Source organism: Candidatus Nitrotoga arctica (assembly GCF_918378365.1).
Lineage (GTDB): Bacteria > Pseudomonadota > Gammaproteobacteria > Burkholderiales > Gallionellaceae > Nitrotoga > Nitrotoga arctica.
Genome location: NZ_OU912926.1, coordinates 1,708,358 through 1,727,457, shown reverse-complemented (window position 1 = coordinate 1,727,457; position 19,100 = coordinate 1,708,358). Strand labels below are relative to the sequence as shown.

At 48.2% G+C, this 19,100-nt stretch carries 18 protein-coding genes; 11 read left to right on the top strand and 7 right to left on the bottom strand.

Translation table 11 applies throughout. From position 1 onward, the window contains the following. The first annotated feature begins 42 nt into the window (after positions 1–42). The 6 genes from dapC (at position 43) to prmB (ending at position 5,629) form a co-directional block, all read left to right on the top strand. Positions 43–1,233 (top strand): succinyldiaminopimelate transaminase, encoded by a 1,191-nt coding sequence (gene dapC / locus MKZ32_RS07740; RefSeq protein WP_239796757.1) that lies wholly within the window; start codon positions 43–45, stop codon positions 1,231–1,233. 7 nt (positions 1,234–1,240) lie between these two features. After that, positions 1,241–2,062 carry a 2,3,4,5-tetrahydropyridine-2,6-dicarboxylate N-succinyltransferase gene (gene dapD / locus MKZ32_RS07735; RefSeq protein WP_239796756.1) on the top strand — a complete coding sequence of 274 codons (822 nt, stop codon included), beginning with the start codon at positions 1,241–1,243 and terminating at the stop codon, positions 2,060–2,062. Positions 2,063–2,089: 27 nt separating this feature from the next. Then, a complete protein-coding gene (locus MKZ32_RS07730) occupies positions 2,090–3,145 on the top strand; it encodes a PilT/PilU family type 4a pilus ATPase (protein WP_239796755.1) in 1,056 nt (351 codons plus the stop codon). 84 nt (positions 3,146–3,229) lie between these two features. Then, positions 3,230–3,586 (top strand): ArsC family reductase, encoded by a 357-nt coding sequence (locus tag MKZ32_RS07725; RefSeq protein WP_239796754.1) that lies wholly within the window; start codon positions 3,230–3,232, stop codon positions 3,584–3,586. A 7-nt stretch (positions 3,587–3,593) separates the two neighbouring features. Then, the gene (dapE, locus tag MKZ32_RS07720; protein ID WP_239796753.1) at positions 3,594–4,727 is read left to right on the top strand and encodes a succinyl-diaminopimelate desuccinylase; all 1,134 of its coding nucleotides are present in this window, start codon (positions 3,594–3,596) and stop codon (positions 4,725–4,727) included. Beyond that, positions 4,724–5,629 carry a 50S ribosomal protein L3 N(5)-glutamine methyltransferase gene (prmB, locus tag MKZ32_RS07715; RefSeq protein WP_239796752.1) on the top strand — a complete coding sequence of 302 codons (906 nt, stop codon included), beginning with the start codon at positions 4,724–4,726 and terminating at the stop codon, positions 5,627–5,629. Before dapE ends, prmB begins: the two co-directional genes overlap by 4 nt. 111 nt (positions 5,630–5,740) lie before the next feature. On the opposite strand, the gene ispH is transcribed toward prmB, so the two are convergent. The 5 genes from ispH to MKZ32_RS07690 form a co-directional block, all read right to left on the bottom strand. Continuing rightward, a complete protein-coding gene (gene ispH / locus MKZ32_RS07710) occupies positions 5,741–6,661 on the bottom strand; it encodes a 4-hydroxy-3-methylbut-2-enyl diphosphate reductase (protein ID WP_239796751.1) in 921 nt (306 codons plus the stop codon). A 146-nt stretch (positions 6,662–6,807) separates the two neighbouring features. Further along, a complete protein-coding gene (gene lspA, locus MKZ32_RS07705; protein ID WP_239796750.1) occupies positions 6,808–7,263 on the bottom strand; it encodes a signal peptidase II in 456 nt (151 codons plus the stop codon). A 69-nt stretch (positions 7,264–7,332) separates the two neighbouring features. After that, entirely contained in the window at positions 7,333–10,158 is a 2,826-nt protein-coding gene (gene ileS, locus MKZ32_RS07700; protein ID WP_239796749.1) for an isoleucine--tRNA ligase, read from the bottom strand. After that, complete coding sequence (locus MKZ32_RS07695) at positions 10,151–11,077, bottom strand: bifunctional riboflavin kinase/FAD synthetase (protein ID WP_239796748.1); 927 nt, start codon at positions 11,075–11,077, stop codon at positions 10,151–10,153. Before MKZ32_RS07695 ends, ileS begins: the two co-directional genes overlap by 8 nt. 132 nt (positions 11,078–11,209) lie before the next feature. After that, positions 11,210–12,142 (bottom strand): LysR family transcriptional regulator, encoded by a 933-nt coding sequence (locus tag MKZ32_RS07690; protein WP_239796747.1) that lies wholly within the window; start codon positions 12,140–12,142, stop codon positions 11,210–11,212. Between the two features lie 178 nt (positions 12,143–12,320). Between MKZ32_RS07690 and MKZ32_RS07685 the strand changes: the two genes are divergently transcribed. The 5 genes from MKZ32_RS07685 (at position 12,321) to MKZ32_RS07665 (ending at position 16,678) form a co-directional block, all read left to right on the top strand. Continuing rightward, complete coding sequence (locus tag MKZ32_RS07685) at positions 12,321–13,796, top strand: ribulose-bisphosphate carboxylase large subunit (protein ID WP_239796746.1); 1,476 nt, start codon at positions 12,321–12,323, stop codon at positions 13,794–13,796. A 22-nt stretch (positions 13,797–13,818) separates the two neighbouring features. Next, on the top strand, positions 13,819–14,253 hold the full coding sequence (locus tag MKZ32_RS07680; protein WP_239796745.1) for a ribulose bisphosphate carboxylase small subunit: 435 nt from the start codon (positions 13,819–13,821) through the stop codon (positions 14,251–14,253). 203 nt (positions 14,254–14,456) lie between these two features. Continuing rightward, on the top strand, positions 14,457–15,401 hold the full coding sequence (gene cbbX / locus MKZ32_RS07675; RefSeq protein ID WP_239796744.1) for a CbbX protein: 945 nt from the start codon (positions 14,457–14,459) through the stop codon (positions 15,399–15,401). A 317-nt stretch (positions 15,402–15,718) separates the two neighbouring features. Continuing rightward, a complete protein-coding gene (locus MKZ32_RS07670; RefSeq protein WP_239796743.1) occupies positions 15,719–16,060 on the top strand; it encodes a hypothetical protein in 342 nt (113 codons plus the stop codon). Between the two features lie 351 nt (positions 16,061–16,411). Then, positions 16,412–16,678, top strand: a complete 267-nt coding sequence (locus MKZ32_RS07665; protein WP_239796742.1) for a hypothetical protein — start codon at positions 16,412–16,414, stop codon at positions 16,676–16,678. Between the two features lie 164 nt (positions 16,679–16,842). Here MKZ32_RS07665 and rimO read toward each other — a convergent pair whose 3' ends face one another. Next, positions 16,843–18,165: a 30S ribosomal protein S12 methylthiotransferase RimO gene (rimO, locus tag MKZ32_RS07660; protein ID WP_239796741.1), complete on the bottom strand. Its 1,323-nt coding sequence runs from the start codon at positions 18,163–18,165 to the stop codon at positions 16,843–16,845. Between the two features lie 110 nt (positions 18,166–18,275). Continuing rightward, entirely contained in the window at positions 18,276–19,055 is a 780-nt protein-coding gene (locus tag MKZ32_RS07655; RefSeq protein WP_239796740.1) for a ZIP family metal transporter, read from the bottom strand. Positions 19,056–19,100 lie beyond the last annotated feature (45 nt).

The window sequence follows — 19,100 nt, the reverse complement described above, 5'->3', positions numbered from 1 at the left end:
TACGCCTTTATAATTGTGCCTATTCAGCTTAAACAAAAAATTATGAATCCTGATCTTGATCGTCTACAGCCCTACCCGTTCCAGAAACTCGCCAATTTATTTAGCTCAGTTACACCTAACCCAGCCTTGAGACCTATTAGCCTGCACATCGGGGAACCCAAACATGCCACTCCGCGCTTCATTAGTGACGCATTAAGTGCCAATCTGGCGGGACTTTCGAATTATCCCACAACCGCAGGGAGTGACGCGCTGCGTGGCAGCATTGCCAGCTGGCTTGCGCAACGTTACGATCTTCCTGCGCTGGATGCAAAATCACAAGTCCTGCCGGTGAACGGCAGCCGTGAAGCGTTGTTTGCTTTCGCCCAAGCGGTGATTGACCGTACGTGTGACAACCCTACCGTAATTTGTCCTAATCCGTTTTATCAGATTTATGAAGGCGCAGCTCTAATCGCTGGTGCCAGGCCCTATTTCCTCAACACCCTGTCGGAAGATAACTACGCGTTGAATTTTGATCAATTGCCGCAAGAAGTTTGGCAGCGCACGCAACTTATATATGTGTGCTCGCCTGGTAATCCGACCGGGCGTGTCATTGAACTTGCAGAATGGAAGACGCTATTCGATTTGGCCGACCGTTACGGCTTTATCATCGCTGCAGACGAATGCTATTCTGAAATCTATTTCGATACGCCGCCGCTCGGTGCGTTACAAGCAGCGCAACACCTGGGGCGCAGCGATTACCGCAATCTAGTGTCTTTTTTCAGCCTGTCCAAGCGCTCTAACGTACCCGGCATGCGTTCCGGCTTTGTGGCGGGCGATGCAAAGGTAATAGAGAAATTCACGCTGTATCGCACTTACCACGGCTGCGCCATGAACCCGGCAGTGCAAGCCGCCAGCACCGTCGCCTGGCAGGATGAAGCACATGTCGCCGAAAACCGTCGCCTGTATACGGAGAAATTCTCACAGGTTATCAGCATCCTGAAACCCGTGCTGCCGGTGGCGCTGCCGGATGCCAGTTTTTACTTGTGGCTGCGCGTGCCTATAGTTGATACCCGCTTCGCGCAATATCTGCATCGAGACTATAATGTCACGGTGTTGCCCGGTAGTTTCCTGGCGCGTGATGCACATGGCGTAAATCCAGGCGAAAATTTTATCCGCATCGCCCTGGTAGCAGAGCTGAGTGAAACTATAGAAGCCGCGCAACGTATCGCCGAATTTATCCGCAAACTTGACTAGGAAAATCATGGAACAACTGCAACAGATCATCGAACCCGCTTTTGAACGTCGTGCCGAAATTACACCACGCAACGTAGATGCAAAACTGAAAGAGGCGGTGGACACTGTTATCGGCCACCTCGACCACGGTACGCTGCGAGTGGCGGAAAAAATAGAGGGTCAGTGGGTAACCCATCAATGGCTGAAAAAAGCAGTGCTATTGTCTTTCCGCATGGAAGACAATGCCTTCATCAAGGGCGGCTTTACCAATTATTACGACAAGGTACCGTCCAAGTTTGCCGACTACAACTCGCGCGATTTTCGCGAAGGCGGTTTTCGCGTAGTTCCGCCAGCTGCGGCGCGCAAGGGTTCATTCATAGCTAAGAATGTGGTCTTGATGCCCTCTTACATCAACATTGGCGCTTATGTGGATGAAGGCACGATGGTGGATACCTGGGCGACGGTCGGCTCTTGCGCGCAGATCGGCAAAAATGTTCACTTAAGTGGCGGAGTCGGCATCGGCGGTGTGCTGGAACCGGTGCAGGCCAACCCGACCATTATCGAGGACAACTGTTTCATCGGTGCGCGCTCGGAAATTGTCGAAGGCGTGATTGTGGAAGAAGGCGCGGTCATTTCGATGGGTGTGTACATCGGGCAAAGCACCAAGATTTTTGATCGCGAAACTGGCGAAGTGCACTATGGTCGCGTACCTGCTGGCTCGGTGGTCGTATCCGGCAACCTGCCCTCTAAGGATGGCAGCTACAGCCTGTATTGCGCCGTGATCGTAAAAAAAGTGGATGCCAAAACCCGGGCAAAAGTCGGCATAAATGAGCTACTACGGGGAATTTAAAGCCTGATTTAACCCGGGGGGAAAATTATGATCATTACACCTTTTTTACAGTTAGCTGCTGACAAACTGGCTTCTGATCTTTTTTTCTCCGCTGGTGCACCAATCAATATTAAGATCAATGGCGTGGTTATGCCAGTGAACACAGAGAAACTTGATAGCGAAACGATTGAGCGCATCGCCTATGAAATAATGACACCGGAGCAAATTGCGACGTTCGAATCCAGCATGGAAATGAATTTTTCCTATCGTCTGTTGGATGCCGGAAATTATCGGGTCAATATTTTCCGCCAACGAGGCACCATTTCCATTGTCATTCGCTATATACGGTTCAATATTCTTAACGTCGAGGAACTGAATCTGCCACCGGTTTTAAACCAACTCATTATGGAAAAGCGTGGCCTGATATTGGTGGCGGGTGCGACTGGTTCGGGCAAATCCACCACAATGGCGGCCATGATTGAGCATCGCAATAACACTGCCACCGGCCATATCCTGACCATTGAAGACCCTGTCGAATACCTGTTTCAACACAATAAATCTATTGTTAATCAGCGTGAAATCGGTACCGACACGCTTTCCTATGGCAATGCCCTGGAAAATGCCATGCGTGAGACACCTGATGTGCTAATGATTGGTGAAATACGCGACCGTGAAACGTTTAAACATGCGTTGGTCTTTGCTCAGAGCGGCCATCTGTGCCTGTCCACGCTGCACGCCAATAATAGCTACCATACGCTGAACCGTATCGTTAATCTCTTCCCACAAGATACACGTCGAGCTGTACTCGCCGATATGGCAATGAGCTTACGGGCAGTGATTTCACAACGTTTGGTACCCAACGTGCATGGCACGTTGGTACCTGCTGTGGAAGTGTTACTCAATACAACGCTGATCGCAGAGCTGATTAAAAATGATGAGCTCGACAAAATTCGTGATGCGATCGATCAAAGTGTATCGTCTGGTTCACAGACCTTTGAACAGGCCTTGTACAAGCTGTATAAAAATGGTGAGATCACCAAGGAAGATGCTTTGCGCAACGCCGACTCAGCCAGCAATCTATCATCCTTGATTTCTTACTCATAGCCACCCCATCAAATTGCAGCCTACTTTTGCAATGTCACAATAATCGAAATAAAAATATTTAAATATATTAATGGATTCAGCAAGATGAAATTGTATGGGATTGCAAATTGTAACACTGTCAAGAAAGCCCGCGCTTGGCTGGAACAGCATTGTGCCGAGTATCAATTTCACGATTTTAAAAAACAGGGCCTTGAACCAGAACTGGCGCAATGCTGGCTGCAACAGATAGGCTGGGAACATCTAATCAACCGCAAGGGTCTGACTTGGCGCGGTTTATCTGCAGAACAAAAAGAAGTCATTAAGGACAACACTAGCGCATTACCACTGCTGCTGGAAAAAACCAGCGTCATTAAACGCCCGCTATTGGAACAAGATGGCAAGCTGCTACATATCGGCTTCGACGATGTCAGCTACGAAAAAATTTTAAACTTTAAGTCTTAATTTATATATGTCCACTCTTGAGCTTGCCAAACAACTTATTGCCCGTCGTTCACTCACACCGTTTGACGAAGGCTGCCTGGCTCTCATCGGCGCGCGCCTCGAACCACTTGGATTCAAGCTGGAAATGTTACGCTACGACAATGTGGACAACCTGTGGGCTCGGCGTGGCAGCAATGGCCCCGTGGTTTGTTTTGCCGGCCACACCGATGTCGTGCCGACCGGCCCGGTGGACCAGTGGCACAGCGACCCATTCACGCCAACCCTACGGGATGGCATGTTATTTGGGCGCGGCGCTGCCGACATGAAGGGCTCACTGGCTGCCTTCGTTACTTCCATCGAACGATTTGTGGCAGCGTACCCCAGTCATGCTGGTTCAATTGCCTTGTTGCTGACTTCGGATGAAGAAGGTATAGCCGTGAATGGCACAGTTCGCGTGGTAGAGGTACTGCAAATGCGTGGCGAAAAAATGGACTACTGTATCGTGGGTGAACCCACCTCATCAGCCAAAATCGGCGACACCATCAAAAACGGTCGACGCGGCTCGCTCTCAGGCAAACTTACCGTGAAAGGGGTGCAAGGCCACATTGCTTACCCGCACTTGGCCAAAAACCCTATCCATCTTGCCGCTCCGGCCATCGCCGAGCTAGCCGCAATGGTATGGGATAATGGAAACGCTTACTTCCCGGCTACAACTTGGCAGATTTCCAACATACACAGTGGCACCGGGGCAACCAATGTTATTCCGGGCACAGTGGAAATCGAATTCAATTTGCGTTTTTCAACCGCAAGCACAGTGGACGAACTGAAAGCCAAGACCCACGCCATTCTCGATCAGCACGGACTGAATTATGAGTTGGCCTGGTCACTATCCGGCAAGCCCTATCTCACTCCACGCGGCGATCTGGTAGATGCAGTGGGCGCTGCTATCAAGGAGGTAACAGGTATCGAAACCGAGCTTTCCACCAGTGGCGGTACCTCGGACGGGCGCTTCATAGCCGATATCTGCCCGCAAGTGATTGAGTTTGGTCCGCTTAATGCAACGATACATAAACTCAATGAATGCGTATCCGTGACCGACTTGGATGTATTGTCCGAAATCTACTGCCGCACATTGGTTAATTTGCTGGTCAATAAAATATGAGTAGGCTGCACCACTTTGACCGTACCAACGAACTTCAAACCGTGCGTGACTGGCTACGCTTTACGGTAAGTGCATTCAACGAAGCAAAGCTCAGTTTCGGACATGGGTCGGCCAGCGCATACGATGAAGCAGCCTATCTTATTCTGCATACCCTGCACCTGCCGCTGGACACGTTGAATCCTTTTCTTGACGCGCGACTAATTTCTGATGAAAAAAATGCGTTGCTCGCATTGCTCAAGCAGCGCGTAGACAAACGAATTCCTGCCGCCTACCTAACTCATGAAGCTTGGTTAGGGGACTTCCGCTTCTATGTGGACGAGCGCGTCATCGTGCCCCGCTCTTTTATCGCTGAACTGATACAGGAGCAATTTGCGCCCTGGATAGCCGATACGAAGATCATGACCAATGTATTGGATCTGTGCACTGGCAGCGGCTGCCTCGCCATTTTGGCTGCTCACGCATTCCCTGATGCCATAGTAGATGCTGTTGATATTTCTCCAACCGCATTGAAAGTTGCACAACGCAATGTTGCTGACTATGGCTTGGAAGACCGAATTAATCTTATAAAGTCAGATATATTTTCCAATCTGACGGGCAAGCAATACGACCTCATCATCAGTAACCCACCTTATGTGGATGCGCCATCCATGGCCGCGCTACCGCCAGAATATCGGCATGAGCCGCAACTCGCATTGGGCAGTGGTGCAGATGGGCTAGTTGCTACACGTGAAATCCTGGAACATGCGGCCGACCACCTCAATCCCAATGGATTGCTGGTGGTCGAAATCGGCCATAACCGTCCCGCGCTTGAAGTCGCCTACCCCAATCTGCCTTTCATCTGGCTGGAGGTAGCTGCGGGTAACGAGTTTGTATTTATGCTGCGGCGCGAAGATTTAATTTGAAGCAGCTTCAATTTGATCTGACACTGCACTTGTAAAAGTTAGGTTTAATGATCTCAAAATGCCACTAGCGTCATGGGCACATAAAGTGGTTGAGATTTTTACGCAAGATACTCAGGCAAGCACTTTGGGGATTGGGAATACTACATTTTCGCTAATGCCATCCAATTCACGCACACTCTCGGCACCCAGTTCTTGTAACCGGGCAATCACATCCTGCACCAACACTTCTGGGGCGGAAGCTCCGGCTGAGATGCCGATATGTAATTTTCCGGACAACCATTCTGCTTGCAATTCTCCCGCATTATCAATCAGGTAGGCAGGAACGTTCATGTTGTGCGCCACTTCGCGCAAGCGGTTGGAATTAGAACTACTGGGCGACCCCACCACGATTACTACGTCGCACTGGCTAGCCAGATGTTTGACCGAATCCTGACGGTTTTGCGTTGCATAGCAAATGTCATTCTTACTGGGGCCTATAATGCCCGGGAAACGTGTTTTGAGCACCGAGATGATGGCAGCGGTATCATCCACGGACAGGGTAGTTTGGGTGACAAAGGCGACATTAGTTGGGTCTTTCACGTCCAGAAGCTGCGCGTCTGCGGGCGACTCCACCAGATACATGCTACCGTCGCCCTGCCCCATCGTGCCTTCCACTTCGGGATGGCCAGCATGGCCTATCATTATAATTTCCTTGCCCCGCTCGCGCAGGCGCGCAACTTCGCTATGCACCTTGGTTACTAGCGGGCAAGTTGCATCGAATACCGTGAAACCACGTGCCGCCGCTTCGTTTCGTACCGCTTGCGATACGCCATGTGCGCTGAAAATGAGGATACTACCCGCTGGTACATCGGCTAAATCATCAATGAACACTGCGCCTTTTTTGCGCAAGTTAGCAACCACAAACTCGTTGTGTACCACTTCGTGGCGCACATAAATTGGGGCACCATGCAGAGCCAATGCACGCTCGACCATTTCGATGGCGCGATCAACGCCAGCACAAAAACCGCGGGGATTGGCGAGTAATAATTCCATTTTTATCTCTTCAATAAATAATAAATGTCTCTAAGAAATCAGATCTATTGCTTGCATATCAGATATATGCAGCATTGCAAATTTCTTTAGCGTCTTGCATTTTGTAGAGTTCTGAATTTTTAGACTCGCGAAGGCAGGAACATATCCTATGTTTTTTTGGTAAAACTTTCCCATAGCAACAAGCCCGCACCACAGGTAACCGCTGAATCTGCAATGTTGAATGCTGGAAAATGATAAGTGTTCCAGTAAAAATCCAGGAAGTCCACCACATAACCGTAAGCAACACGGTCTATCAGGTTACCCAGTGCACCACCTAGTATCAATGTCAGAGCAAAACAAAACAGTTTCTCCTGCTTATGTTTGCGCAGTAACCAAATTATCCATACCGAAGCAGTCGCGGCGACAGCGCTGAATAACCAACGTTGCCAGCCTCCCGCATTGCTGAGAAAGCTGAACGCCGCACCACTGTTGTGCACAAGCACCAAGTTAAAAAAATCTGTCACCGCCACACTCTCACCATAGACAAAAATCTGGCTTATCCACAGCTTAGTGATCTGATCGAGGATGATTATTACTGTTGCCAAGCTTAACCAGTGTTTCAAGCCTGCACCTCTCCCAACTGGCTTCGTCATTCTTTTCCCGTAAGAGATAGAAGGGAATGAAGTCTTTGCTTAAGCATACTTCCGCACCTCGCCGTCACCCAATAAATTACTGACACAACGCCCACACAGAGTAGCGTTTTGAGGATCGCTGCCTACATCGGCACGGTAATGCCAGCAACGTTCGCACTTGATATTCACGCTCGGCGTTACTTCAATGTGCTCTTCCGCTTCAGATGTGACGCGATGCAGGGTAGCACGCGAAGTAATCAGCACAAATCGTAGGTCATCACCAAGACGGGCAAGCACATCGAAATTTTCACCCGCTGCGTAAATTTTCACTTCGGCGGCCAGCGCCTGGCCAATCAGCCCGGCAGCGCGCACCTCTTCGATGTGCTTATTTATTCTGGCACGCCAGTTACAAATTGTCGTCCAGTTTTGCACTAAAACTTGATCGTCTGTGTTCGGCAAATCTGGTAGGGAAAGCCATGTCTGCTGAAACACGCTCACGTCCTGCTGGGCACTCAATATCTCCCATGCTTCTTCTGCGGTGAAACTGAGTATCGGCGCCATTAATCTCACCAGGCTATGACTAATATGGTGTAGTGCATTCTGCGCTGAGCGTCGTGCGTGCGAATTTTGCGCCGTAGTGTAGAGACGATCTTTAAGGATATCCAGATAGAATCCCCCCAGTTGCTCGGAACAAAAAGTCTGCAATTTCTGTGCGACCAAATGGAACTCATAGCGCGCATAATCGTCTTTAACCTCTGCCTGCAGCCGGCTTACCAGCGCCAGAGCATAGCGGTCAATCTCCAGCCATTCATCCACTGGCAAGGCATCTCGCTGCACATCGAAATCGGCAGTGTTCGCCAATAAAAAACGTAAGGTGTTGCGGATGCGGCGGTAGCTTTCTACCACACGCTTAAGAATCTCATCGGAGATGGTCATCTCGCCGGAGTAATCAGTGGACGCAGCCCACAGACGCAAAATGTCCGCACCCAGCGTATCAAAAATTTTCTGCGGTGCGATGACATTGCCCTTGGATTTGCTCATCTTATGTCCATGGCCATCCACCACAAAACCATGGGTGAGTAGTGCGTTGTATGGTGCACGGTCATTCATGGCGCAGGAGGTAAGCAGTGAAGACTGAAACCAGCCGCGATGTTGATCCGATCCTTCCAGATACAAATCCGCCGGGAATGACAAATCTTTGCGTCGGTGCAACACCGACGCATGGGTGGTGCCGGAATCGAACCACACGTCCAGCGTGTCGGAAAGTTTGCGGTATTGCGCCGAATCTTCACCCAGCAACTCTTTAGCGTCCAACGAAAACCACGCTTCGATACCCTGCTGCTCGAAGCGCTGTGCGACCTGTTCGATCAGCTCAGGCGTGCGCGGGTGCAACTTCATGGTTACCTTGTTGATGAAAAACGGCATCGGCACGCCCCAATTACGCTGACGCGACACACACCAGTCCGGACGGTTTGCAATCATTGCTTTCAATCGCGCCTTGCCCCATGCCGGGTAAAATTGTGTGGCTTCAACGGCCTGGTTAGCGAGGGCACGTACACTAAAAGACATCTCCTTATCAGGTATGTTATTGAAATGGAACGTTCCATATTCATCACATCCGCCCATAGCGATAAACCACTGGGGGGTGGAACGGAAAATGATCGGGGTCTTGTGCCGCCAGCAGTGCGGATAGCTATGCTGAATTTTTTCCAGGTGCAGCAGATGCCCGCTGGCCTGAAGTGTTTCAACCACGACATCATTCGCTTTCCATACGAACAAACCGCCGACCAACGGCGTGTTGGGGAGGAACTTGCCATCGTCGCCCACCGGGCTGTCATTTGGCAGCCCGTATTTCTGGCCAACAAAATAGTCATCCAGGCCATGTGCGGGTGCGGTATGCACCAAGCCCGTACCAGCCTCCAGTGTTACATGGTCACCACAAATAATTTTTACCCAACGTTTATCGAATGGGTGATGTAATTGCATGCCATCCAGTGCAACGCCCTTGCAAGTGGCGAGTGTTTCTCCATCAAAATCATAGCGATCCAGGCATGCTTGTTTCAGATCAGCAGCCAGTATCAGCAATCCGCGTGACGTTCGTACCAGTACATAGTCAAAATCAGGATGTACACTTACTGCCTGATTAGCGGGCAACGTCCATGGCGTGGTAGTCCAAATTACCGCATAAGCTTTTTCATCACCCGGCAAAGTCACGCCAAAAGCCTTAGCCAATGAATCGTTATTTATGACTTTAAAGCCCACATCAATCGCGGATGAAGTTTTATCCTCATGTTCAACTTCAGCTTCGGCCAACGCAGACTGACAATCCAGACACCAGTTCACTGGCTTGTATCCCTGATAAAGATAGCCACGCTTATATATTTCTCCCAAGGCGCGGATGATATCCGCCTCAGTTTGGTAGTTCATGGTGAGATAGGGATTGCTCCAATCACCCAGCACGCCCAGACGAATAAAATCCTTTCTCTGTCTCTCGATTTGCTCCGTGGCGTATTCGCGGCACAGCTCGCGAAAGCGAGCAGGCGGCATCTCCTTGCCATGCTTTTTTTCCACCTGCAATTCAATTGGCAGACCATGACAATCCCAGCCGGGCACATACGGCGCATCAAAGCCAGATAAAGTCTTGCTTTTGACAATGATATCCTTGAGCACCTTGTTCACCGCATGGCCAATGTGGATGTCACCATTAGCGTACGGTGGGCCGTCATGCAGGATGAACTTGGGACGCCCCAGGCTGGTGGCGCGTATTTTTTCATAGCGTTGCTGTGCCTGCCATTGAGCGAGCATCTGCGGTTCGCGCTTGGCCAAATCGCCGCGCATGGGGAAAGGCGTGTCGGGAAGATTAAGAGTTTTTTTATAATCAATCATGTTGAATAAACCATTGCTTTGCATTACACACGTCGAGCTCAATCTGCTGTGTCAAACTTTGCAGGTCGAGGTACTTCACTTCATCGCGTAGCTTGTGCAGAAAATCTACGTGCAAATGTTTGTTATAAATTTCGCCCGAAAAATCGAAAAGATGTACTTCCAGTACTGGCTTGCCGTTTTGTTTCACCGTGGGACGTACACCTAGGCTCGCTACGCCCTGCATTGATGGCAGACCATCCCCTTGCACCCTTACTACAAAAATACCGGTAAGCGGCGGCCGATTGTGCTTCAACTGGATATTTGCGGTCGGGAACCCCAGCTGCTTGCCTAAACCATCGCCATGAACCACACGCCCGCTGATACTATAAGGCCGCCCCAAATAACGCTGTGCCGCACGCAGATCACCTTCAACTAGCGCAGCGCGTACCGCCGTGCTGGATATGCGTACGCCACTGTGCGATACACTGTGCATGTCCTTCACTTTAAAACCTTGCTGGCCGCCTATCTTCTCCATCAACGCAAAATCGCCGCTACGTCGGTTACCGAAACGAAAATCATCGCCAATCAACACAAACTTCGCCGCCAACTTATCAGACAGAGCATGAATGAAATCCACTGCGCTCATCTGAGCAAAACTGCTGTTAAAGCGACATACATATACCCGATCTATATCGAGTGTCGCGAAAAACTCAAGCTTCTCGCGCATGCTGGTCAGCCGCGCAGGAGCCTCTTGCGGTGTAAAAAATTCACGCGGATGCGGCTCGAATACCAGCACTGCTGTCGGAAGTCCGAGCAATTGCGCTGCCATCCTTAATTGCTTGAGTAGCGCCTGATGACCCAGATGTACTCCATCAAAATTGCCGATAGTTAATGCAACTGGCTTTTTATCTGTTGAGTTAAGTCCACGAAAAATCAACATTCAGGCTGGATCGCCGAGAAAAAAGGAGTGCGATTATACCGTGAGAGCAAAGAATGGGAGCGAGACATTAGGAAATACTGCCTCAATGCCTGCCGCCTAAAATAATGTCGGCAGGCAACCAAGATTTGTTATTTACTTAGTGCTGCTTCGCTTGCTCGGTATTTGTGATGCCAAACTCTCAGCTTCATTCAGCAAAAATTGATTGAATACGTGCGCAGCAGTGGAAAGGCGTTTACTCTTGCGCTGTACGATATGCCAGTGACGCATGATAGGAAAATGATCCACACTCAGTACTTGAAGACGTTTGATTTCCAATTCCAGTTCGATGCCATGCAAGGAGATGATGCCTAATCCCATGCCGGCTTGCACCGATTGCTTAATTGCTTCATTAGTGTCCATTTCCATATGAGTAGGCAATTTCAAATGGTGACTGGCGAAATATCGTTCTACAACCCCGCGCGTGCCAGACCCTTGCTCGCGCAGCAAAAAAACTTCTTGTGCCAATTGCTTGGGCTTGATGTTGCGCACCTTGGTCAAAGGGTGATGGAGTGCAGCGATAACGACCAGCGGGTTTTGCATAAACTGCTGCGATAACATATCTGTACCTTCCGGTGGCTGACCCATGATAGCAAGGTCGGCACTATTATCAGCGAGCAATCTTATTACCGCATCACGATTGGCAACATGCAGACTTACGCTGATCTTAGGATGTTGCTGGATAAATTTAGCCAATAGTTGAGGCATGAAATAACTAGCAGTGCTGACTGCAGAGATATTCAAACGGCCATGTTCCAGCCCTTTCATTTCGCTAAACATAGCGTCCATTTCCTCAAGTTGCTGCGCAATGTTGCGAGTGTAATGCAGCATTTCCTGTCCTGCTTCAGTCAGGTGTATCTGCTTACCCACTCGGTCAAATAGGGGTAAGCCGACACTATGTTCAACTTGCTTGATTTGCATGGAGACTGCAGGCTGGCTGAGATACAATTCTTTGGCCGCACGAGAATGACTCAAATGCCGTGCTACGGCATCGAAAATTTTAAGTTGGCGGATAGTTAAATGTAACATCGTTTGATTATAATCAATACTTATAGTTAGCATCAATATAATTGACTATTATTTATGGATTATATTAGGTACTGTACATCCCACGCGCTGAAACTAATACCCATTAATCGTAATGAGTATTGCCCGCCAGCTTACGCAGGAGGGCGCGGTGCGGTTTTTTCAATAATTGGAGATAACCATGGCATCTGAAACGATGAAAGAAGGTAAAGAACGCTACAAATCTGGCGTTCTACCCTATAAGAAAATGGGCTATTGGGAGCCTGATTACAAGGTAAAAGACACAGATGTGCTCGCAATGTTCCGTATTACACCGCAACCAGGTATGGATCCAGAGGAAGTTGCTGCTGCAGTGGCAGGCGAATCTTCCACTGCCACCTGGACGGTGGTGTGGACTGACCGTTTGACCGCGTGCGAAATGTATCGCGCCAAAGCTTACCGTTGTGATCCTGTCCCCAATACAGGCGAGGGCACCAAAACTGAAGCCCAGTACTTTGCCTATATCGCTTATGAATTAGATTTGTTCGAAGGAGGTTCGATTGCCAACTTGACTGCCTCCATTATCGGTAACGTGTTTGGTATGAAAGCAGTGAAGGCATTACGCCTCGAAGATATGCGTATCCCGGTTGCATATCTCAAAACATTCCAAGGTCCCGCCACCGGTGTCATCGTCGAGCGTGAACGTCTGGACAAATTTGGTCGTCCCCTATTGGGTGCAACTACTAAGCCTAAACTCGGTCTTTCCGGCCGTAACTACGGACGCGTAGTGTATGAAGCCCTAAAAGGCGGCCTGGATTTCATGAAAGACGACGAGAACATCAATTCTCAGCCTTTCATGCACTGGCGTGACCGTTTCCTGTATTGCATGGAGGCTGTGAACAAAGCTTCTGCTGCAACCGGTGAAGTCAAGGGACATTATCTTAATGTTACCGCTGGCACGATGGAAGAAATGTATAAGCGCGCTGAGTTTGCCAAATCACTGGGTTCGGTCATCATCATGATTGACCTTGTTATCGGCTACACTGCTATTCAGTCGATGGCGATTTGGGCACGTCAGAACGACATGATTCTGCACTTGCACCGTGCGGGTAACTCGACCTACTCTCGCCAAAAAAATCACGGTATGAGCTTCCGCGTTATTTGTAAGTGGATGCGTATGGCGGGTGTGGATCACATCCATGCTGGTACTGTTGTGGGCAAGCTGGAAGGCGACCCTCTGATGATCAGAGGCTATTACGACACGCTGCTCGATATACATACTCCTATCAATTTGGAGAAAGGTCTGTTCTTCGAACAAGAGTGGGCTTCCCTCAATAAATGTATGCCAGTAGCGTCCGGTGGAATTCACGCTGGTCAAATGCACCAATTGCTAACCTATCTCGGCGACGATGTAGTTCTGCAATTCGGTGGCGGTACTATTGGACATCCACAAGGAATTCAGGCAGGTGCGGTAGCAAATCGTACGGCACTGGAAGTCATGGTTCTGGCACGTAATGAAGGTCGCGACATTTGGAACGAAGGTCCGCAAATTCTGCAGGATGCAGCCAAATGGTGCGCTCCGCTCAAAGCAGGATTGGATACGTGGAAAGATGTCAGCTTCAACTACGAGTCTACCGACACCCCCGACTTTGTTCCTTCTGCCACGACCAGCGTTTAATTAATATCAAGGAGAATCAATTATGATGACCAATCCTGGAAATCAGATCACGCAAGGGCAGTTTTCTTTTCTGCCCCCGTTGACTGATGTACAAATCACAGCACAAATTAAATATGCGCTGAAATCTGGCTGGTCGCTAGCCGTTGAATACACCGACGACCCGCACCCGCGCAATACCTATTGGGAAATGTTCGGCAACCCCATGTTCGACCTTAAAGATCCCGCAGGAATTTTGATGGAAGTCAACAATTGCCGTAAGACTTTCCCGAATCATTACATCCGGGTTGTGGCTTTTAGTTCAGCACACGGAATAGAAAGTCCAACCATGTCTTACATTGTAAACCGTCCTAAAAAAGAGCCGGGTTTCAAGCTCGTGCGCCAGGAAGTGGATAGTCGTAGCATACGCTACACCGTCCATTCCTACGCAACTGAAAAGCCTGAAGGCGAGCGGTACTAAGCAATTGCGGGTACGGCATATGCCGTACCCGTTTTTTAACCAGCTGTTGAAATGCTCTGTAAATAGTCTTCTTCAGAACTTGGCGATAAAGAATTTGCTTCTTTAAAAATTGCCGTTCCAAATTAAATATATACTTATTTAAAAATACGCAGAATGATAATGCGGGAAATTTTAACAGCCGATTGATTTAAAAGGATAAATAAATGGACGAACCCTCAAAAAATCTCATTCTTCCCGACGACACTCCGGTTGATCTGGACGCCGAATTTCGCAACTCTAACATACAGGAAGTGCTGGCTAAACTTGATCGAGAATTGATTGGTCTGTCGCCAGTCAAGACACGCATCCGCGAAACCGCAGCACTCTTATTGGTAGATCGCGTTCGCAAGAAACTCAACTTGTCAGCGGTTTCCCCAACGCTGCATATGAGCTTTACGGGTAATCCTGGCACCGGAAAAACCACGGTCGCATTACGCATGGCTGAAATACTGCATCGCCTGGGTTATGTGCGTGAAGGCCATTTGATATCAGTCACACGCGATGATCTAGTCGGTCAATACATTGGACACACGGCACCAAAGACAAAAGAAGTAATTAAAAAAGCAATGGGCGGCGTGTTATTTATAGATGAAGCCTATTACCTATACAAGCCTGAAAACGAACGGGATTATGGTGCTGAATCTATTGAAATCCTATTGCAAATAATGGAGAACAACCGGGACGATCTGGTCGTTATTTTGGCCGGTTACAAAGACCGGATGGATAAATTTTTCCACAGCAATCCCGGCATGCGCTCGCGCATTGCGCATCACATCGATTTTCCTGATTACTCAGCAGAAGAATTGCTTATCATCGCAAAGCTAATGCTGGCAGCGCAAAATTATCGTTTCAGCCCGGAAGCGGAAAAAGCATTTGCAGAATATATTCCGCTACGGATGAAGCTGGAGCATTTTGCCAATGCCCGTTCCATCCGCAACGCACTGGACCGCGCACGTATGCGCCAAGCTAACCGCCTATTCGCCGGCGCCAAGAAAAATCTCACTAAAATTGATTTGATGACCATTGAAGCCGAAGAAATCTTTGCCAGTCGTGTGTTTAAAGATGGTCAAGTTGATCTGGACGGAGATGAGCTGACAGAAGAGCAATAAAGGAATTGTAAAGACTGTGCTTTTAATTTATGCATTAATTTGAGACTTTAAGAGGCTGTTCAAAGATAATATCTTGATATTTATTGTGGTTGATCAATAGGTCATCGGCCTGCTTGAATGATTTTAGATCAGCTTGGCATGTCGTATATGCTTTGATTCGGTTATCATTTTTTCGAGTGACTGATAATTACCAAACAATTGCTACAAATGAACATACAAAACTATTTACAGCTTCTGGTTAACTGGTACTATACGCAAGTCAAGGCGACCTTGATCCTATACAACTATCCTTCCAACTTTATATTTAGGAGCTTTTCATGAAAAAGAGTCTTATAAATATCACACTTATGTCCTGTTTCGCTTTGGGTGTTTCTTTGGCAAACGCTGATTCGATGGTTGGTGTGACTACTTCTGGTGTATCTACCAACACTGGGATGTCCTATGGCCCATCTGGTGGCAGAGTCCAGCCTATGGGCGCAGATGGTCGAGTTCAGCCAAGCGGAAGCCAATTTGAGATTCAGAATCAACCAACTGAAACTTACCGTTACTCTCATGTTTCCAATCAAACCAGTATTGTTCAGTCCGGACCTAATGGACCATTCAATCAATTGGGAAATCCAGGAATGAACTCCCAAGAGAGATATCCCATGGGAAGGTAGTAAACTACGTTTAGTAGCAATGAATGAAAAAATTCGTTTAAAAGTAAGGCCAGCTCAATGCTGGCCTTACTTTTTTACATATAAATTGCTTGAATAACAGTTTCAAATACACGATGTACTATAGATGGCTAGCCATTAAATAGTGTGGTTAGTCCTTCTCTTGAAGGTCTGAAATCCAGGCCCTAGTCAACCTATTTAAATCGGCTCTCAAAACATTCTAGTAGTTCCAGAAAGTATTCAGACTAGTGAAAAATAGTGGGGTAATTAACGTTCTGAAATATTACCTTTCGTATAAAAAGAATGGGGATTTAGATTAGAATATGCTGCTGGTTGTTATTTTTGGAGTCACTTATGAATAAAAAACTTTTGGAGCTATTAGATGGTGCTGAAGACAAATATCCGCACACATTGGAACAGAATTTTCCACATATTATTAGTAAGATCATAGAGTTATGGGGGTCGCCTCCATTAGATCAATATTTCATTGATCTAATGTTGCACACGCGTGCCGTGCCACGTGAAGGTTTTCCACCTACCGTAGCTAAAGAAATTTTCGATCTAAATCTGATAAATGACGAACAAATTAAAGCAAAGCAAGGCGTACCGATCAGTCGATAAATACGAAAAAAATCGTATTTGAAGATATAAAATCGGATTTCCATATCTCTTGGAGAAATTTCGTCCAATTCATCTCTTCCATCTGTGAGAACTGAATTTACCCGGGCAAATCATGTATTCAAGTCGAAACATTTCATTTACTCGCTATACCTGCGGTTGATAGGTTAAACCGTTTCCGCCCACAGATCATGAACATCCGAAGCAGTTATTCGGACATTCACAAAATCACCTACCTTTAATGTCTGGCCATTACTGATATAAACCAGACCATCAATCTCTGGTGCATCAGCTGAACTACGTGCAATTGCACCCTCCTCATCCACTTCATCCACCAACACCTGCATGGTCTTGCCCTTTTTACATGCAAGGCGTTCGCCACTGATTTCTTCCTGCAATTGCATCAAACGGCCCAAACGTTCTTGCTGGATTTCAAGTGGGATGTGATCCGGTAAATTATTGGCCACTGCACCTTCCACAGGTGAATACATAAATGCACCGACGCGATCCAGTTGAGCCATTTCGAGAAAATCGAGCAGCTCTTTAAATTCTTCTTCTGTTTCGCCGGGGAAACCGACGATGAAAGTACTGCGTAAAGTAATGTCCGGACAGATTTTGCGCCATTGCAGAATGCGCGTCAGCACGTTTTCACTGCTGGCGGGGCGTTTCATTAACTTAAGAATGCGTGCATTGGCGTGCTGAAAAGGGATATCCAGATAGGGCAGAATTTTTCCTTGCGCCATCAGCGGGATGACTTCATCTACATGTGGATAAGGGTAAACGTAATGCAATCGCACCCATACGCCCAGTTCGCCCATCGCCTGCACTAGCTCGGTCATACGCGTCTTGATCGGCCGACCGCCCCAGAAACCCGTGCGATATTTTACATCCACGCCATAGGCACTGGTGTCTTGCGAGATCACCAACAATTCTTTCACGCCTGCGTTCACCAAATTCTGCGCTTCCTGCATCACGTCACCCACCGGACGGCTCACCAGATCGCCGCGCATGCTGGGGATGATACAAAAGGTACAGCGATGGTTGCAGCCCTCGGAAATTTTCACATAAGCATAATGCTTGGGTGTCAGCCGTATGCCTTGCGGCGGGACCAGATCGCTGTATGGATCATGCAACTTGGGCAAATGGGCATGGATAGCTTCCATTACCTCATCGGTCGCATGCGGACCAGTGACTGCCAATACTTTGGGATGCGTTTCTTTCACCACATTGCCCTTGGCACCCAAGCAGCCAGTAACAATAACTTTTCCATTCTCGGCCAGCGCTTCGCCGATTGCTTCAAGCGATTCTGCCACCGCGCTGTCGATGAAACCGCAAGTGTTAACTACTACCAGATCGGAATCCGCATAGTTGGGAGAAATAATGTAACCCTCGGTGCGTAAACGAGTAAGAATATGCTCGGAATCCACCGTCGCCTTAGGACAACCGAGAGATACGAAGCCGACGCGTGGCGCTGTGTTTTGTTTGCTCATGTTTTAACTTTATATATTGGATTGAACATTGTCTTTCCCGCAGCCAGCTTTGTCTACACTGCACTAATTACGCAAAAAGTGGTATGTGGTAATGCAGGAGGAAACGTTTTTTACTCTACCATTAACACGCTCATCAACCACACTGTCCCTACGCCCGATACAATCAGCACCACTTGCTGCAAGGTATCGCGTAGCTGCACGCGTTTGTGTAAACCAGGTATCAGGTCTGCTACCGCAACATAAATCATGCTCGCAGCGGCCAGTGCCAACAGCGATGGAATCCACGACTGCATGGTCTGCAAGGTGAAGTATCCAAGTATGCCGCCTGCCACAGAGGCGAAGCTGGATATCAAATTCAATTGAAAGGCACGCAGTTTGCTATAACCTGAGTGGAGTAGGATAGCGAAATCCCCCACTTCTTGCGGAATTTCGTGTGCGATGATGGCCAGTGCTGTGACGACGCCCAGATGCACGTCAGTAAGAAAAGCTGCTGCTATGATGATGCCATCCACAAAATTATGGAAAGTGTCACCTATTATAATCATCATGCCACTGCGTCCATGGTCGTATCCATGCTCTGCATGGATTGTTAGATGTGCTTCACAATGCTCATGGTGGCAATGCCTCCATAGCACCAATTTTTCCAGAATGAAAAACAGCAGGATGCCAAACAACACCGTACCGCTCAAAATAGCTACATTGGGGGTTAGGTTGATTGCCTCGGGCAAAATATTGAGAAATACTGCTCCAAGCAGCGCACCTATTGCATAACTCACCATGCCACCAAGATAATTCTGTGTACGGTTATTAAACGCGAATAATGCTGCACATACTACGCTTAACGTCCCACCTACAATGCAGGTGGTAATAATCCAGACCAAAATGCTCATGGTGTGTTCAAGAAATAAATGAGGCGCGGATTATACCTAAAGACA